The sequence below is a fragment of the uncultured Pseudoflavonifractor sp. genome, assembly GCF_944387805.1.
Lineage (GTDB): Bacteria > Bacillota > Clostridia > Oscillospirales > Oscillospiraceae > Pseudoflavonifractor.
Genome location: NZ_CALXGI010000005.1, coordinates 42,452 through 57,938, shown reverse-complemented (window position 1 = coordinate 57,938; position 15,487 = coordinate 42,452). Strand labels below are relative to the sequence as shown.

The 15,487-nt window shown below is 60.8% G+C and carries 18 protein-coding genes; 8 read left to right on the top strand and 10 right to left on the bottom strand.

Annotated elements, in window-relative coordinates; all coding sequences use genetic code 11:
• The first annotated feature begins 170 nt into the window (after positions 1-170).
• Positions 171-2,603 (top strand): ferrous iron transport protein B, encoded by a 2,433-nt coding sequence (gene feoB, locus Q0K06_RS02615; RefSeq protein ID WP_294548204.1) that lies wholly within the window; start codon positions 171-173, stop codon positions 2,601-2,603.
• Positions 2,604-2,633: 30 nt separating this feature from the next.
• Positions 2,634-2,789: a hypothetical protein gene (locus Q0K06_RS02610; RefSeq protein WP_294548201.1), complete on the top strand. Its 156-nt coding sequence runs from the start codon at positions 2,634-2,636 to the stop codon at positions 2,787-2,789.
• A 47-nt stretch (positions 2,790-2,836) separates the two neighbouring features.
• Here the strand turns inward: Q0K06_RS02610 and Q0K06_RS02605 are convergent, their stop codons facing one another.
• Positions 2,837-3,637, bottom strand: a complete 801-nt coding sequence (locus tag Q0K06_RS02605) for a TetR/AcrR family transcriptional regulator (RefSeq protein WP_294548198.1) — start codon at positions 3,635-3,637, stop codon at positions 2,837-2,839.
• A gap of 158 nt (positions 3,638-3,795) precedes the next feature.
• Here Q0K06_RS02605 and Q0K06_RS02600 point away from each other — a divergent pair, with 158 nt between their 5' ends.
• The 6 genes from Q0K06_RS02600 (at position 3,796) to Q0K06_RS02575 (ending at position 7,472) form a co-directional block, all read left to right on the top strand.
• Complete coding sequence (locus Q0K06_RS02600) at positions 3,796-4,524, top strand: NAD-dependent protein deacylase (protein WP_294548195.1); 729 nt, start codon at positions 3,796-3,798, stop codon at positions 4,522-4,524.
• Between the two features lie 136 nt (positions 4,525-4,660).
• Positions 4,661-5,248: a DUF2975 domain-containing protein gene (locus tag Q0K06_RS02595; RefSeq protein ID WP_294548193.1), complete on the top strand. Its 588-nt coding sequence runs from the start codon at positions 4,661-4,663 to the stop codon at positions 5,246-5,248.
• 14 nt (positions 5,249-5,262) lie between these two features.
• A complete protein-coding gene (locus Q0K06_RS02590; protein ID WP_294548192.1) occupies positions 5,263-5,499 on the top strand; it encodes a helix-turn-helix transcriptional regulator in 237 nt (78 codons plus the stop codon).
• Positions 5,496-6,185: a hypothetical protein gene (locus Q0K06_RS02585; protein WP_294548190.1), complete on the top strand. Its 690-nt coding sequence runs from the start codon at positions 5,496-5,498 to the stop codon at positions 6,183-6,185. The genes Q0K06_RS02590 and Q0K06_RS02585 overlap by 4 nt, the downstream gene beginning before the upstream one ends.
• A complete protein-coding gene (locus tag Q0K06_RS02580) occupies positions 6,182-6,676 on the top strand; it encodes a hypothetical protein (RefSeq protein ID WP_294548187.1) in 495 nt (164 codons plus the stop codon). The genes Q0K06_RS02585 and Q0K06_RS02580 overlap by 4 nt, the downstream gene beginning before the upstream one ends.
• Before the next feature lie 157 nt (positions 6,677-6,833).
• Positions 6,834-7,472 carry an alpha/beta hydrolase gene (locus Q0K06_RS02575; RefSeq protein WP_294548184.1) on the top strand — a complete coding sequence of 213 codons (639 nt, stop codon included), beginning with the start codon at positions 6,834-6,836 and terminating at the stop codon, positions 7,470-7,472.
• Between the two features lie 51 nt (positions 7,473-7,523).
• Here Q0K06_RS02575 and cutA read toward each other — a convergent pair whose 3' ends face one another.
• The 9 genes from cutA to Q0K06_RS02530 form a co-directional block, all read right to left on the bottom strand.
• A complete protein-coding gene (gene cutA / locus Q0K06_RS02570) occupies positions 7,524-7,856 on the bottom strand; it encodes a divalent cation tolerance protein CutA (RefSeq protein ID WP_294548181.1) in 333 nt (110 codons plus the stop codon).
• 24 nt (positions 7,857-7,880) lie between these two features.
• Positions 7,881-8,273 (bottom strand): DUF5655 domain-containing protein, encoded by a 393-nt coding sequence (locus Q0K06_RS02565; protein WP_294548179.1) that lies wholly within the window; start codon positions 8,271-8,273, stop codon positions 7,881-7,883.
• A gap of 23 nt (positions 8,274-8,296) precedes the next feature.
• The gene (gene bcp / locus Q0K06_RS02560) at positions 8,297-8,761 is read right to left on the bottom strand and encodes a thioredoxin-dependent thiol peroxidase (RefSeq protein ID WP_294548176.1); all 465 of its coding nucleotides are present in this window, start codon (positions 8,759-8,761) and stop codon (positions 8,297-8,299) included.
• 1 nt (position 8,762) lies between these two features.
• Complete coding sequence (yaaA, locus tag Q0K06_RS02555) at positions 8,763-9,512, bottom strand: peroxide stress protein YaaA (protein WP_294548173.1); 750 nt, start codon at positions 9,510-9,512, stop codon at positions 8,763-8,765.
• A gap of 94 nt (positions 9,513-9,606) precedes the next feature.
• Positions 9,607-11,049, bottom strand: a complete 1,443-nt coding sequence (locus tag Q0K06_RS02550) for a hypothetical protein (protein ID WP_294548170.1) — start codon at positions 11,047-11,049, stop codon at positions 9,607-9,609.
• Positions 11,050-11,063: 14 nt separating this feature from the next.
• On the bottom strand, positions 11,064-12,491 hold the full coding sequence (locus Q0K06_RS02545; RefSeq protein WP_294548167.1) for an MBOAT family O-acyltransferase: 1,428 nt from the start codon (positions 12,489-12,491) through the stop codon (positions 11,064-11,066).
• A complete protein-coding gene (locus Q0K06_RS02540; RefSeq protein WP_294548165.1) occupies positions 12,488-12,733 on the bottom strand; it encodes a hypothetical protein in 246 nt (81 codons plus the stop codon). The genes Q0K06_RS02545 and Q0K06_RS02540 overlap by 4 nt, the downstream gene beginning before the upstream one ends.
• A complete protein-coding gene (locus tag Q0K06_RS02535; RefSeq protein WP_294548162.1) occupies positions 12,730-14,520 on the bottom strand; it encodes a hypothetical protein in 1,791 nt (596 codons plus the stop codon). The genes Q0K06_RS02540 and Q0K06_RS02535 overlap by 4 nt, the downstream gene beginning before the upstream one ends.
• A 22-nt stretch (positions 14,521-14,542) precedes the next feature.
• On the bottom strand, positions 14,543-15,286 hold the full coding sequence (locus tag Q0K06_RS02530) for a DeoR/GlpR family DNA-binding transcription regulator (protein ID WP_294548159.1): 744 nt from the start codon (positions 15,284-15,286) through the stop codon (positions 14,543-14,545).
• Positions 15,287-15,487: the final 201 nt, after the last annotated feature.

Here is a 15,487-nt window from a genome sequence, read left to right as displayed (position 1 = left end):
AAATACTTGTCAAGAAGAAAATCTGCTTTTGCAGAAAATACAAAAGAGAGAAACACCAGCAAAAGGCTGGATTTTTGGTCACGTTTTCCCTTGACCAGCAGATAAAGGGAAGGGTATAATACAGTCGAAGTTAGACACGTCAAACTTTTTTAAGACAGGATGGAATTCCAATGAGGAATGAGAAGGAAAAACAGACCCTGGTGGATCTTGTTCCCGGCGAGCAGGGCATTATCCTCCGGGTAGGCAGCGACAAGGGCGCGGTGAAGAGACGCCTGGTGGACATGGGCCTGACGCCGGGCACAGAGGTGATGGTGCGCAAGGTGGCCCCCTTTGGAGACCCCATTGAGGTCAACCTGCGGGGATACGAGTTGTCCCTGCGGAAGGAGGATGCGGCCCAGATTACTCTGGCCACAGGAGAGGAAGCTCAGGCCTGCCGCACCGAGCGCAAGCGCCGGTCCGGGATGATCCAGCGGATACCCGACGAGGAGACTCTGCGGCGGATGAGCGCCGCCCACCAGCACGAGGAGGCGGAGCACAGCTCCGTGCCCGACTATGCCAGCCACGACACCCGTGAGATGAAACTGGCTCTGGTGGGCAATCCAAACTGTGGCAAGACCACCCTGTTTAACGCCCTCACCGGCTCAAACCAGTACGTGGGCAACTGGCCGGGCGTCACAGTGGAGAAGAAGGAAGGAAAGGCCCAGGTGGACGGCAAGAGCGTCACCGTGGTGGACCTGCCCGGCATCTACTCCCTGTCGCCCTACTCCATGGAGGAGATTGTGGCCCGGGATTTTATTGTAGGTGAGCACCCGGACGCCATCATCGACATCATCGACGCCACCAACATTGAGCGCAACCTGTACCTCACCGCTCAGCTGCTGGAGCTGGAGCGGCCCATGGTCATCGCCCTGAACTTCATGGACGAGGCTCGGCGCCACGGGGACAAGATCGACTGCCAGCGGCTGTCCGAGCTGCTGGGCGTACCGGTAATCCCCATCACCGCCCGCACAGGTGAGAACATCCAGGAGCTGCTGCGGGTGGCCCACCAGCAGATGCACGTGGGCGTCACCCTGGAGCCCGACGAGCTGTATGACGACTATACGCACCTCATCCACCACGAGGTGGGCGAGCTTATCCACGACCGGGCCTATGAGATTGGCCTGCCCGCCCACTGGGCCTCCATTAAGCTCATTGAGGGAGACACTCTGGTGGAGAAGGCACTGGACCTGCCGGCTGAGACCAGAGAGAAGCTGGAGAAAATCTATCATGACTATGAGGAAGCCTACGCCCTGGGCGACCGGGAGACCCTCATCGCCGACGCCCGGTACCAGTTCATCCAGCGGGTGACCAGCGTGTCGGTAGAGAAGGGGCGGAAGGCGGGGGAGCTGACCCTGTCGGACAAAATCGACTCCATCGTCACCCACAAGTGGTTTGCCGTGCCCGTGTTCCTGCTGATGATGCTGGCTATGTTCTCCCTCACCTTCGGGCCGGGCGTGTTCCTGTCCGACCGGATTGAGGAGCTGATGGGCGCCCTGGGCACCTGGGTCTCGGGCGCACTGGCCGCGGCGGACACCGCCCCCTGGGTTACCAGCCTGCTGGTGGACGGCATTATCTCGGGCGTGGGCGGCGTGCTCACCTTCCTGCCCCAGATCGCCCTGCTGTTCCTGTTTCTCTCCCTGCTGGAGGACTCGGGCTACATGGCCCGCGCAGCCTTCATCATGGACAGGCTGCTCCGCCGCTTCGGCCTGAGCGGCAAGGCCTTTATCCCCATGCTGATGGGCTTTGGCTGCACGGTGCCCGCCGTCATGGGCGCCCGCACCATGGAGAACGAGAAGGACCGCCGCATGACCATTATGCTGGTGCCCTTCATGTCCTGCTCCGCCCGTCTGCCGGTGTATGGCCTGCTGTCCGCCGCGTTCTTCCCCCAGTACGCCGGCCTGGTGGTCTTTTCCCTGTACATCATCGGCCTGCTGATGGCCATCTGCTCCGGTCTCATTCTGAAAAGGACCATGTTCAAGGGCGAGCCCGCCGCCTTTGTGCTGGAGCTGCCCCCCTACCGTCTGCCCACCCTGAAGAACTGCCTGATGCACGTGTGGGAAAAGGTACGGGGCTTCCTGGTGAAGGCGGGCACCCTCATCCTGGCCATGAGCGTGGTGCTCTGGTTCCTCCAGTCCTTCGGCTGGAACGGCGGCCTGGTGATGGTGGAGGATGCCGGGCAGTCCCTGCTGGGCGCTATCGGCGGCGTCATTGCCCCCATCCTGATCCCCTTGGGCTTCGGTACCTGGCAGGCGGCGGTGGCCCTGCTGTCCGGCCTTGTGGCCAAGGAGGCGGTGGTCTCCTCCATGAGCCTGTTCTACGGCTTCTCCATGGGCGCCAGCGGGGCGGTGGTGGCCTCCGCCCTGTCCGGCACTTTCCAGACCCCGGTGGCGGCCTACGCTTTCCTGGTTTTTGTACTGCTTTACGTGCCCTGTGTTGCGGCTGTATCCACTATCCACAAGGAGATGAACTCCACCAAGTGGACCATCCGGTCCATTCTCTGGCAGCTGTGCTGCGCCTATCTTGTCTCCTTCCTGGTATACCAGGTGGGCAGCCTGATTTTCTGAATTGCGCGGTCAAATCCGCGGGAGGTTTTTGTGAAATACATCATCTATGCGGCTGTGGCCGTCCTGGTGGTGTGGGCGGTGGTCTATCTGATCCGCCATGTCCGCCGTCAGCTCAGGGGCGACTGCGGCTCCTGCGGCGGCGGTTGCAGCGGCGACTGCTCCTGCTGCGGAAAAAAGAAAGATTAAAAAATGCGTGCGTCTTTTGAAAAGACGCACGCATTTTTTATACTGGATTAGGGCTCCAGAGCCCGGACAAAGGTATCCACCGTGTTGTTGATATAATCCTGCTCGTCCACGTCGCAGGTGACGCCGTTGATGATGCGGTAGAGCACTACATAGGACATCAGGCTGCCCAGAAATACCTCCGTGATGCCCGGCACATCCGCGTCGGCGCGGATTAGGCCCTGCTGCTGCTGAAGCGTGAGAAACCGCACCAGCCCCTTCCGGGCCACGCAGTAACTGTACTGATAGTAGGCCGCACCGAAGCTGGGGAACTTGTTGGAGTCCCGGATGACCGTACCCAGGAAGGCGCTGCGCTCGGCGTTGCGGGCATTGTTCAGACAGCTCTTTGCCACCGTGCGCAGGTACTCTCTCCAGTCGTCGTTGTCGTTTCGGGTCTCGTCAGGGCCCAGGAAGCCGCTGGAGATGTAATACTGGAGCACCTGGAGGAACAGATCTTCCTTGCTGGAGCAGTATTGATACAGCGCCGCCTTGGACAGCCTGGCCTTCTCGGCAATGGCATCCATGGTGGTGCGCTCAAAGCCCTCCTCGCCAAAAATTTTCAGGGCAATACGGCAGATATCCTCCCGCTTGCGCTCAAATTCCGGACGAATATCTGCCATATGCTGGATATCCAGAGAGGAGAAAAGATCCTTTTTCCCGGAGAAATAGAGGTAGATGGTGGAGGGAGAGATGCCTGCCTCGGCGGCAATGTCGCTAATCTTGGTCTCAGAGAAGCCTTTTTTTAGAAAGACGCGCCTGGCCGCCGCCTGAATGCGTTCCTTTAGCGCTAGCTTTCTTAAATTATTTGTCATAGAAGTATCACCTGCTACCGCAAGGTCAGTATATTTTCAGTATAGCGGAGAGAACGCCGGAATGTCAAGGCTTGCAGGGGAGAGAATTTCATACAGTTGGAATGAAAATTAGATTGTGGTACAATAAAAGCAACATCTTATCACCAGGGGGGACAGCTATGGAGGAAAAAGAGGCGCTTTTGCAGCGCTGGATTGACGAGAGCAGCCGGATTGTGTTTTTTGGCGGCGCCGGAGTAAGCACTGAGAGCGGAATCCCCGACTTCCGCAGCGTGGACGGGCTGTACAACCAGCAGTACAAATATCCGCCTGAGACCATTCTCAGCCACACCTTTTATGAGGCCCAGCCGGAGGAGTTTTTCCGATTTTACCGGAATAAGATGCTCTTCCCCCACGCGCAGCCCAACGCGGCCCACAAGAAGCTGGCCGAACTGGAGGCAGCGGGTAAGCTGACCGCTGTGGTTACCCAGAACATCGACGGCCTCCACCAGAAGGCGGGAAGCAGAAATGTGCTGGAGCTCCACGGCTCAGTACTGCGCAACCACTGCGAGAAGTGCGGCAAATTCTTCTCGCTGGAGGATGTGCTGGCCTCTTCCGGCGTACCCCGGTGCGATCAGTGCGGCGGGCGGGTCAAACCCGATGTGGTGCTCTACGAGGAGGCGCTGGATGAGCAGGTCCTTACCGCAGCTCTGAATGCCATCCAGAAGGCGGATATGCTCATCATCGGCGGCACCTCTCTGGCGGTGTATCCGGCAGCCAGCCTGGTGAACTATTACCGGGGCAATAAGCTGGTGCTCATCAACAAGAGCCCCACGCCCTACGACCGGAACGCCGATCTGGTCATTGCCGCGCCCATCGGCCAGGTGCTAGGCGGCATCAAAGTGAAATAAAGCGGGAAAGGGTGGACGGGCGTTGTACCTGTGCACCCTTCCTTATCAATAAAAATTTATTGAAAAACAATAAAAATAGATTGACAAACAATATAAACGGCGCTATAATGGCCACATCAGCAAGGAGGGATGTTCTATGGAACACTCAGCGGCCGAAAAGCTGGCCAAAGTCTTGAATATTCTGGTACTCATCGCATTTGTCTGCAATCTGGTGGCCCTGCCTCTGGTGCCCGGCCTGGTAGGCATCGCCTCAGAGGGCGGGCTGGGGTATTTTGCCGATTTTATATCCGATAGCGGATTGTCCGGCGGCGCACCCACGGCAGCGGCGCTCTTTTTCGCGGTCTGCTGGCAGTTCCTCTGGCGCATCTGGCGCACGCCCCACACCGCCGCCATTGCGGCCTTTCTCATGTTCTGCGGGGTATGCACGGCAATCATCCTCTGGCAGGCCAAGCGAGTGCTGGGCACCATCCGAAAGGGGAACCCATTCTGCCGGGACAACGCCCGCAGCCTGAAGCGGGCGGCGCTGTGCTGCCTGGTCATCGCCCTGGTGGCCCTGGTCAGGACTATTTGGGCGGTGGCTTTCTACCGCTCCATTATCCCGGTATTCACCTATAACACCCTGTTTGTCCCCCTGTTCCTCATGGGCTTTCTGCTGTGCATGGTCATGTCCGCTCTTTTCCGTCAGGCCGCCGAGCTGAAGGAAGAGAACGACCTGACCATCTGAGGGAGGGGAGAGACATGCCCATTGTAGTAAACCTGGATGTAATGATGGCAAAGCGGAAGATGAGCCTGAGCGAGCTGGCCCAGCGGGTGGATCTGACCCTGGCCAACCTGTCGGTGCTCAAGAACAACCACGCCAAAGCTGTGCGCTTCACGACCCTGGAGGCAATCTGCAAGGCCCTGGACTGCCAGCCGGGGGACATTCTGGAGTACGTGCCCGGACAGGGTTCGGACGGGGAGGAGGGCGCGGAATGAGCAAAGCGGGCCCGGGGACGACGCTGCAAGGCCGCCTGCTGGGCTTTGCCTGTGGGCAGCTGGCGCTGTCTTTACCCGTGGGCCTTGTGTTGGCTGTGGCGTGGATAGCGCTGCTGTTTCTCCTGTTCCTGCTGGAGGAAAACCGGGTGGTACAGCTGCTGTGGTACGGCCTTCCGCCGCTGCTTATGGCGTGCTATTTCCCTGCTGGAGCCGTGGCCGCCCGGGTGCGGGGCTGGCGGGAGACGCCGGAGCGCCGGGTGCTGGTCCTGTCGGTGCTGCTTCCTGCCCTGGCGGCCTGGGCGTGGGCGGCGGCGGGGCTGTGCCTCTTTTGGACCATGGAGGACGGAAATGTGTACCAGGCCTGGATGTTCTTTGGGGCCATCTACGCCTCCTTCCTGCTGGGGGCGCCCTCGGTCCTGCTGGCGGCCAGCCTGTGGACGGGGGGCATCCAGGTCCTGGAGGGGCTGGGGCTTCTGAGGCCGGGATCTGCCTGGGGTGTCCTGGTCGTCGGAGTGCTGGCGGCGGGGCTGCTGCCTTCGCTGCTTTTTACGTTCGGTAGCCTGCGGCAGGCCCGCCGGGCTTCAACTGTGGAACAAGGCGGAATGCGAGGAAATTTGCCGGCAACAGCGATGAGTTCAGACTGCCAACCGGAGAAAAATTCAGAACCGGAGGAGGGAGAGAGATGAGGCGAACGTATCTGCTGGCGGCTGTTCTGGCCGCAGTGCTGCTGCTGGCCGGGTGCGTCCCCTGGCCGTCCGCCGGAGTGAAGGGGGAGTTCTCCCGGACATTGGGAGTAAACCTGACTGACGGACACACGGTCAGGGAGGAGGATACCCACGGCGGCTTTCTCGGCGACGGGGATACCACTCTGATACTTGCCTTCACTGGGGAGAATCGGACTGCACTGGAGGAAGCGATAGCCAGAGCCGACGGCTGGAAGGCTCTGCCACTGACAGAAAACTTGAGCCGGGCAGTGTATGAGGAGCGCTTTGGGGACCTGTTTGAGGACGTACCCCAGGATTTGACCGACGGCTGGTACTACTTCCTGGACCGCCACAGCGAGGCGGAGGACCCTCGGGACGACAGCGGGCTTTTCGGACGGCACTCCTATAATTTTACTCTGGCGGTTTACGACGGGGAGAGCGGGGTGCTCTACTGTTATGAGCTGGACACGTAGAGCCCATCCAAAAGTTGAAAAAACTCCTGAATTGAGAGAAAATTTATGAAAAATTAAGGATTTTCCCCCTTGCGGGAAGAAGAGGGATTCTCTATACTGAGAATGTATTCTTATGATTTCCGCAGTATTAGGCTGCATCAGAAAGGAGGATCTGCCCGTGCCCATCGTGTTCCTGCATGGACTGGGACAGAAACCTGAGGACTGGAACGCGGTTATCAGCCGGCTGAACAGGGGGAGCCAGGCGCTGTGTCCGAATTTGTATGCCCTGGAGCGCGACGGGGAGGACTACCCCGCGCTCTGCGGTGCGTTTGAGCGATATTGCGACGGCCTGGAGGGGCAGCTGGACCTGTGCGGCCTGTCCCTGGGCGGTGTGCTGGCCCTCCAGTACGCCGCGGAGCACCCGGAGCGGGTGAACAGCCTGGCCCTCATCGGCGCGCGGGCCTCCATGCCCAAAGTCCTGCTGGCATTCCAGAATCTGCTGTTCCGGGTGATGCCCGCCGAGCGCTTTCGTAAGATAGGCCTGGAGAAGGGGGCGGCCATTAGGCTGTGCGCCTCTATGGCGGAACTGGACCTGCGGCCTGTTCTGAAACAGATTACATGCCCGGCGCTGGTGCTCTGCGGCGAGCAGGACCGGGCCAACCGCCGGGCAGCAAAGGAGCTGGGGCGGATGCTGCCCGACGGGGAGGTGCGTCTCATCGCCGAAGGGGGTCACGAGGCCAACAAGGATGCGCCGGAGGCTCTGAGCGTACTGCTGGCCGACTTCTATAAGCGCCATGCCGCAGTACAAAGTACATAAGACAAAAGGGCGCGTGCTGTACCATACAGCACGCGCCCTTTTTATGCCGCTTTACAACCCCACACGGTAGAGGGGGATGGCGTTGATAACCGGCTCCTCGTAGGGGTGAACCCGCCTAACGGCGGCGATGGTCTCGTCCACCCGCTCGGTCCGGCAGGTGACCTCCACCTTCAATTCCGGCTCAGAACTAATTTGGCCCTCCCGACCCAGGTAGGGAGAGGTACCCGCCAGGGGCCGCCAGCAGCCGGTGACCGGGGAATAGGACAGGCAGCAGTCATAGCTGCCGATGTGTCCTGCGTCCACCTCCATCAGAGCCTGCCGGAGAAGGGCAAGATGGGTCTCCGGGATAAAAATCTCCAGCTTGCAGTAGGAAAACTCCGCCATATGGGACGCCTCCTGTTGAAAAAATCACTTGCTCTCGCTAAAGTCCCAGGCCTCCCGGAGCCAGGACAGCAGCCGGCCGTCAATCTGCTCCGGCTTATCCACCACCACGTGGTGGGTCCAGCGGTTGGGATAGGGCTCCACCGCCACGGCGATGCGGGGGTCCTCCACCCGATGGGACAAGCCGAAGGTGACCAGAATGCAGTGCTCCGGCCAGCCCTTCTTCCGCCGCACAGGCAGGGAGGCGGCGGCAAAGAGATGCCGCCCGTAGAAGCTGATTTGGCTCTTCTGTACCTTGACCGAGGCCTGAGGAAAGGCGGCGTCCAGGGCGGCAAAGAGGGCCTCATAGAGGGACAGCTCCAGAGGCCTGCCGTCAAAGTAAAACAGCAGGTCGTCAGTGTAGTGCTGGGAACAGTTCACATCCGGCGCCCCCTCTCAGAAAATCACTGGCCTGACTTGAGATAGTCCAGAATCTCAGCCGCATTGGTGTCCGGCTTTACCTTGGGCATAACCTTCTCAATGACGCCGTTTTCATCGATGATATAGGTGGTGCGCACCACGCCCATGGACACCTTGCCGTAGAGCTTTTTCTCCTGCCATACGCCGTAGGCCTGAATGGCGGTCAGCTCCGGGTCGGAGAGGAGGATGAAGGGCAGGCCGTACTTATCGGCAAACTTCTGGTGGGAGGCGGCGGAGTCCTTGCTCACGCCGATAACCGGTACGCCCAGCCGCTGAAACTCGCCGTAGGCAGCGGCAAAGGCGCAGGCCTGTTTGGTGCAGCCCGGGGTATTGTCCTTGGGGTAGAAGTAGAGCACCACCTTCTTTCCCGCAAAGTCGGACAGAGAGACGGGGTTGCCGTCCTTGTCGGGCAGGGTGAAGGCAGGGGCTTTGGTTCCAACTTCCAGCATATCAGGTTTCTCCTTTCAAAAAGACAAAGTGGTTTTCAGAGGAATGGACAGGGGAGAAGGCATAGCTCAGGTTGTCAAAGTTCCGCAGGTTCTCAGCCCGGTCAATGCTCCGCTCCGCCATCCAGCGGACCATCTGTCCCCGGGCCATCTTGCAGGCGGTGCCCTTTTCCAGTATCTTTCCATCCTTTTCCTCGCCAAAGGTGCAGGTGAGGAACCGGACTGAAGGAGGCAGGTGGGGCTCCACTGCCTTGCTGTACTCCTTGGAGGCCAGATTGACCACCAGGCCGGTCTCCAACGCCAGGGCCTCCGCCAGCGCTCCGCCCCAGAAGGCGTACAAATCCCGGCAGCCGTCCACCGCCAGCTTTGCCTGCATCTCCAGCCGGTAGGGGGTGACGCCGTCAAAGGGGCGCAGCAGCCCGTAGAACCCGGAGAGGATGCGCAGATGGTCCCGGATGTAGTCCAGCTGGGACTGCTCAAAGACGGTAGGGGCCATGTAGCGGTACTGAATGCCCTCGTAGGACAGGATGGCAGGGGTCAGGTTTCGCCGCAGATCCATGGATGCCAGGCGGTCTACGTTGAGGGCGGCGATGGCGTTGTTGCACTTCCAGAGGGCCTGGAGCGCCGCAGGGGACATGGAGCGCAGGGCGGAGAGCAGACGCTCCGTTTTGGGCAGAAAGGCGGGCAGGCCTTCCGGCGGAAAGCTGTCGGTGTCCACAATCATTTTCTTGGCCGGTGAGATAATAATCCGCATAGAAACTCCTTGCAGGGGGCGGGCTCTCGTCCCGCCTCTGCTGACAGGATAACACAGAACGGTTCCGCTTTCAAATGGGAATGGCGGACTTGAGTCAGGAATCCTCCCGCCAGGGCTGAATCCAGGCGCCGTAGGCCTGCCAGAAGTAGTCCCGGCGGTACCGGTCCAGCGCCCCTTCCGGCACGCAGATGAAAAAGTCCGCGCCCTCCCGCAGGCCGTCCCCTGCGGCATAGGCCGACGGGTCCTCCCCGGTGAGAATCAGGCGCTCCAAAGCGGTGCAGCCGGAGAACATGCCGTCGTACAGCACGCCGATATTGGGCTGGACCCTGATTTCACGGATGGCGGTGTTGCCCACGAAGAGCGCCTTATCCAGTCCCACCACCGGCTCCCCCGCGTAGCTGCCGGGCAGGGTGAGGTTCCGGGCGGCCCGACCCTCCTCGGTTAAGCCGGACAAAATCCATCCCTGCTCTGTATGCCGGTAGGTGAACAGGGCCCCATCGGTGTTATCCGTCCCCAGGGCGGCCGCTCCGGCGGAGGGCATGGCAGGCAGAGCGATTTCGGTAGGGGAGGTGTCCTTCAGAAAGATCTTCAAATCCTCAATGAGCAGCTTGGTAAACACCGTGGCGCCGCTGGCGTTGAGGTGAAAGTTGGTGTCGTAAAACCAGCCGCTGTCCAGAATGCAGCGGCCAGGGTCCCCCAGAATGGGGAACAGAAGCTGTCCGTCCAGGTAGTCATAATAGGCGTCCACCGCCGTCTGGTCGGTACCCGGCTCCAGAGCGGCGGCGTTCATGGGCGGGAAGTGATAGACCACCTTGGCCCCTTTGGCGGTCACCGCCCGGGCAAAGCCGTTGAGGGCGTCGATGAAGTCCTCTGTGATGACGTCCTGGGAGAAGGAGATGAGGTCGTTGGGGTTGCGCCCCCCGGACATGATGTTGGCCGTCCGGTCCGGATAGACGATGTCGCCATAGCCGTCAAAGGAGGAGCGGGCATATACGCCATCCGGTTCCGGGGCTCCCGTCAGAGCGTACCACAGCTTTTTCCCCGCAAAGGCGGGGAAGGCGGCCGCCAGGGACTCGTACCGGCCGGAGTTGATCAGCGGCAGCAGGTCAAAGGCGCCGTCCGCCGCCTGCCAGGCCAGCTCGCCGGAGAAGAAGCAGGACAGAGTTTGGGCGCTCTGCTCTGGGGCGATGACGAAAATATCGCCCTCACGGGCCTGGGTCTGGGCCCAGTCCAGCATGACCACCGTACCCATACCGGCGTACATGCCGAAGTCCACCACCTGATAGCCGGGCAGGTACTCTTCCACCAGGCCGCTCTTCAGAGCAAAGGGCACGCTGCTGCCCCCCACCACGATGATGCGGGGCCCTTCCGTGGTCTCCAGCCGCTCCATTTTGTATTTCATCTCCCCCAGAAAGGTGTCCTCATACTGGGGCGGCAGGACAAAGCCCAAGAGGAGCAGCACCCCGGCCAGCAGGCACAGAGCCGCCGCCAGCACGCCGCAGAGGACAGCGGGGGAGGGTATTTTTCGCTGTTTCATGGCATCCTCCCCCCCTAGAACTGAAAGTAGATGAAGGCGGTGGCCCCGTGCTCTGTCAGCACCAGGCAGCGGCAGGCCACAATGGCGGCAATCAGCAGGAAGTAGAGCAGAGGGACCGCATACCGCCCCCGGGTTCGGTTCTCCTGCACTCTGAGGGCGGGCAGCTGCTCCAGCAGGGGCAGCAGGAGCACCAGCAGACAGGCCAGCACCAGCTCTGCCCGGCCCATGCCCAGCCCGGTCAGGGCGGCGGACAGGTGAAAGTCGGTAAAGATGGACCGGAGGATAAACCAAGCCTGGGACAGATCAGACGAGCGGAAGAACACCCAGGCGAAGCACACCAGGATAAGCGTCACCGCCCGGTGGAGCCCCCGCCCCAGAGGCGACCTGAGCTGCCGCCGCCCCAGCAGCAGAGTTTCCGCTACAAGAAATAATCCGTGGAGCCCGCCCCACACCACGAAGGTCAGGCTGGCCCCGTGCCACAGGCCGCTGACCAGAAAGACAGCCAGTGTGTTGACGCACTGCCGAAGGAGTCCCCGGCGGCTGCCGCCCAGGGGAATGTACAGGTAATCGGTGAACCAGCGGGTCAGGCTGATGTGCCACCTGCGCCAGAAGTCCCGGAGGGAGGATGCGGCGTAGGGCTGCCGGAAATTTTCCGTAAGCCTGATGCCCATAAGCCGGGCACAGCCCATGGCAATGTCGGAGTAGCCGGAGAAGTCGCAGTAAATTTGCAGGGCAAAGAGCACGGTGGCCAGCGCCATGGCCGCGCCCCCGGCCCCGGCGGCGTCTCCATAGGCCTTATCCACAAAGGGGGCCAGAAAGTCGGAGATGAGCACCTTTTTTCCGTATCCCCGCACCAGAAACCGGACGCCCTGGGCGATGTCCTCCTGCTCCAGAGGATTGGGGGCCTTCAGCTGGGGCAGCAGGTCGCCGGGGCGCTCAATGGGGCCCGCCACCAGCTGGGGAAAGAAGGAGACAAACAGGGCGTAGTACCCCAGGTGGCGCTCCGCGCGGATGGTGCCCCGATAGACGTCAAAGGTATAGGACATAGTCTGGAACACATAGAAGGAGATGCCCATGGGCAGCAGCAGGTGGAAGCCGGAAAAGCTGCTCTCCATCCCAAACAGCCCCAGCAGGGAGAACACCCCGCCCAGGGCAAAGTCCAGGTATTTGAAGATGAACAGGATGCCCAGGCATACCGCCGCATCCAGAACCACCGCCCGGCGCTTCTGCTTTCTGGTCTCCGCCCGCTCGATGCGCAGGGCGCTTGCGTAGGACACCAGGGTGGTGAGAAAGATAAGGCTGAGCAGCCAGGGGCTGTGGCAGGCGTAGAAGAAGTAGGAGGCGGGCAGAAGCACCATCCACCGCTTTTGCCAGGGGGTAAACCGGTAGAGGGCCAGCACCGCCGGGAGAAAAACAAGAAAACCGGGGGACACAAAGCTCATTTCTTCTCCCCCCTTACCACAGTCAGAAAACATGTAAGGGCTGGGAGAAGCAGCAGGAGCAAAATCTCCTCATAGGGCACTGAGCAGGCCAGCGCGGCCACCACCATGGCCGATGCGGACAGCGCCGCCAGTACTGCCGCCGCCCCGCCGCCCCGGCGGAGGAGCCCGGCCAGAGCGATTAGCGCCAGGGACGAAACCAGCAGGGCGGGAATGAGGGGGTACTGGAGAAAGACAAAGGTCATGCCTCTCCCTCCAGTGCCCGGCGCAGGTCGCCGATGACCTGGGCGGTATGGATTTGCACGCCCTCGGTGCTGAGATGGTTGTCGGTGGCGTAGAAGTACAGCGGGTCCATGAGGGAGGAATGAATGTCGGAGATGACGGGGGCGTGGAGTTTCTGCCGGAACAGGGCGTCCAGCTCTGCGATGGATTCCTCAGTGCTGTCCTCCGAGATGCTGGTGCGGCTGCGGGGCGAGTAGGTGAAGTACACCGACACGCCCTTGGACGCAAAGCTGTCGTACATGCCGTTGATGCCCCGCCAGTCCGCCTGGGTGATATGGTCGGCGTTATAGAAGGCGCGTTTGATGCCGAAATTCTCCCCGGACAGGTTGTTCTCCCGGTAGAGGATGTAGTCCCCGTAGCGGTTGTAGGTGGCCTGCTCCTGCCGGTTTCCGTCCTCGTCGTACATGGAAGGGGAGTCGGCGTAGGAGCGGGGCTCCATGTCCGCCCGGGCGGCCTGGAAGGCCCCAAAGGCGCCGAACAGATTGGTGAACTCCCGGCAGTCCAGCAGGGAGAGCAGGTCGTAGTTGGATTCGGTCATGCAGAAGGTCTCCTTGTCCAGGGCGGTGCTGCCGCAGAACTGCTGCTCAATGGCGTCCAGCTCGGGGGAGTGGAGGAGAATGTCCCCCTCCTTCATGTAGTGGAGGACGATTCTGGCCTGGGGCAGCATATTGGCGTAGGCGTATACCCCCATGTTCACCACCTCATAATCGGGAAACGCCTCAGCGAGCATGGGGCTGTCGTACCCAAACCGGGCGGAGGAGCCGCAGAAGAGCACCAGCTTGTCCTCCGCCGCCACCGACCGGAGGTAGTCCGCCTTGTCAGGGAAGGTGTCAAAGTAGGTGCCGCAGTAGGCCGGGTCCCTGACGGCGTTGAGATGGAGACGGGTGACGGCGTAGTCCCCGAAGGAGGCCTCGTCCACCTGCTCCAGGGTATCAAAGAGGTACAGATGCTCCGCCGTCAGGGCGGAAAAGGCCCCCGGCTCCACGGCTGTCAGGGTGGACGGCAGGGCCACAATGTCCGCCGTCACAGTGCCGAAGGCACCGGCTGCAATGGCGGTGACAGGCAGTCCGCCCAGGGTCTCGGGGATAACCAGGTCTCCCTCTCTGCCGTCATAGCCGGTGATGACGGCGCCGCCGTCTTGCTCTGTCCAGGTGAAGGCCTCCTCCGGCGTACAGGGGAGCCACTCCGGGTAGAGGGTCAGCGTCTCGGCCCCGTCCCCTCTGGCTGCCCGGCTGCCGAAGCCAATGTGGACGCCGCTGCTGTCGGGTGCGGTATTCCAGCCCACGGCCAGAAAGCCGTCTCTGGAGAACTGTCCTCGCCAGGGCAGGGTGTTGGGGGACAGGCGGGGGCTGTCCTCCCGAACGGTGATGGTCTCCCCATGTCCTTCTCCCGGGGCATAGACGGTGGTGAGGGCGGGAGCGGTGGTCAGCCGCACCACCGCCGGATACCGGACGTCGTGGAGAATCAAAGTATAGTAGTCATAGCTGGCGGAAAAGCCGGTTTTGCCAGACACAGTGTACCGGTCAAAGCTGACAGTGTCAATGCGGCAGCCGGTGGGCACGCCCACGGTGGCGGTCACATCCCCGCCCCGCTCCGTCTCGTAGACTTGGTTATAAAAGAACAGCTCTGGGTTGTCCTCAAAAATTACGGTGCAGGTGGGAGCGTTCCCTCCAACCGCCCCGCAGCCGGACAGAAGCAGGAGTGCGGCGGCCAGTATGCCTGGCAGCAACGGAAGACTGCGGATTCTCACGGAAAAGCCCCCTCGCGCCCGCTCACCGGTTGATAATCTGCAGCCCGGTCTCCCGGTAGGGGGCGAGGAGCTTGTCATCCGCGTCGGTGAAGATACAGTCGTACTTCCGCAGGCTTACCGTATGGTAGGGGGACTTCAGGCTGAATTTGGTTTTGTCCGTAATGAGGATGCAGCGTTCAGACAGTTCCATGGCGGTGACTTTCAGTTCCTTCACCGCCAGAGAGTTTTCGTAGGTGCCCTCCAAATCAATGGCGGCACAGGAGCAGAGCATTACATCGAACCGAAAGCCCCGCAGCGCGTTGCAGGCTGTGCTGCCGGTAAAGCCGGTGTTCAGCTTCAGCTCACCGCCGGGCATAATGACCTGCACATCGTCCTGCTGCACCAGCCAGGTGGCGGCCTGGATGCCGTTGGTTACCGCCACCTTGTGCTGGAGGTTCATCCGCTGCACCAGGGCCAGGCAGGTAGAGGAGTTGTCAATAAAGATGGTATGAAACTCGGGCAGGTGGGACAGTGCGATGGAGGCCGTCACCTCTTTGCCGGTGGCGTTGACCTCCTGCCGGACAAAGATGGACACCTCCTCCGAACCGTCGGCATACATGGCTCCGCCGTGAGTTCGGCGCAGCAGGCCCATCCGCTGCATCTCGTTCAGGTCCCGGCGCACGGTGGCCTCGCTGACGTATACCAATTTGCTCAAATCTGCAACTGTTGCTCGTTTGTGCATTTTAAGGTAGTCCAGAATTAGGTCAAAACGTTCGTTCGTATGCATAATTAAGACCTCCATAATTCGCCGATATTGTATCATTCGGCCATTTTATTGTCAATGTCCCCTTTGATTTGGAATATTATGGGCTTTGTTTACGGGCACGAAGCCCACCTGGCATCTGAAAATCTGTTCATTTCTGTTCATTTGTGTTCAGATGGTCTGGAAAGCTTGTAGTTCTTTCTACTTCTTGGATATTATCACTAA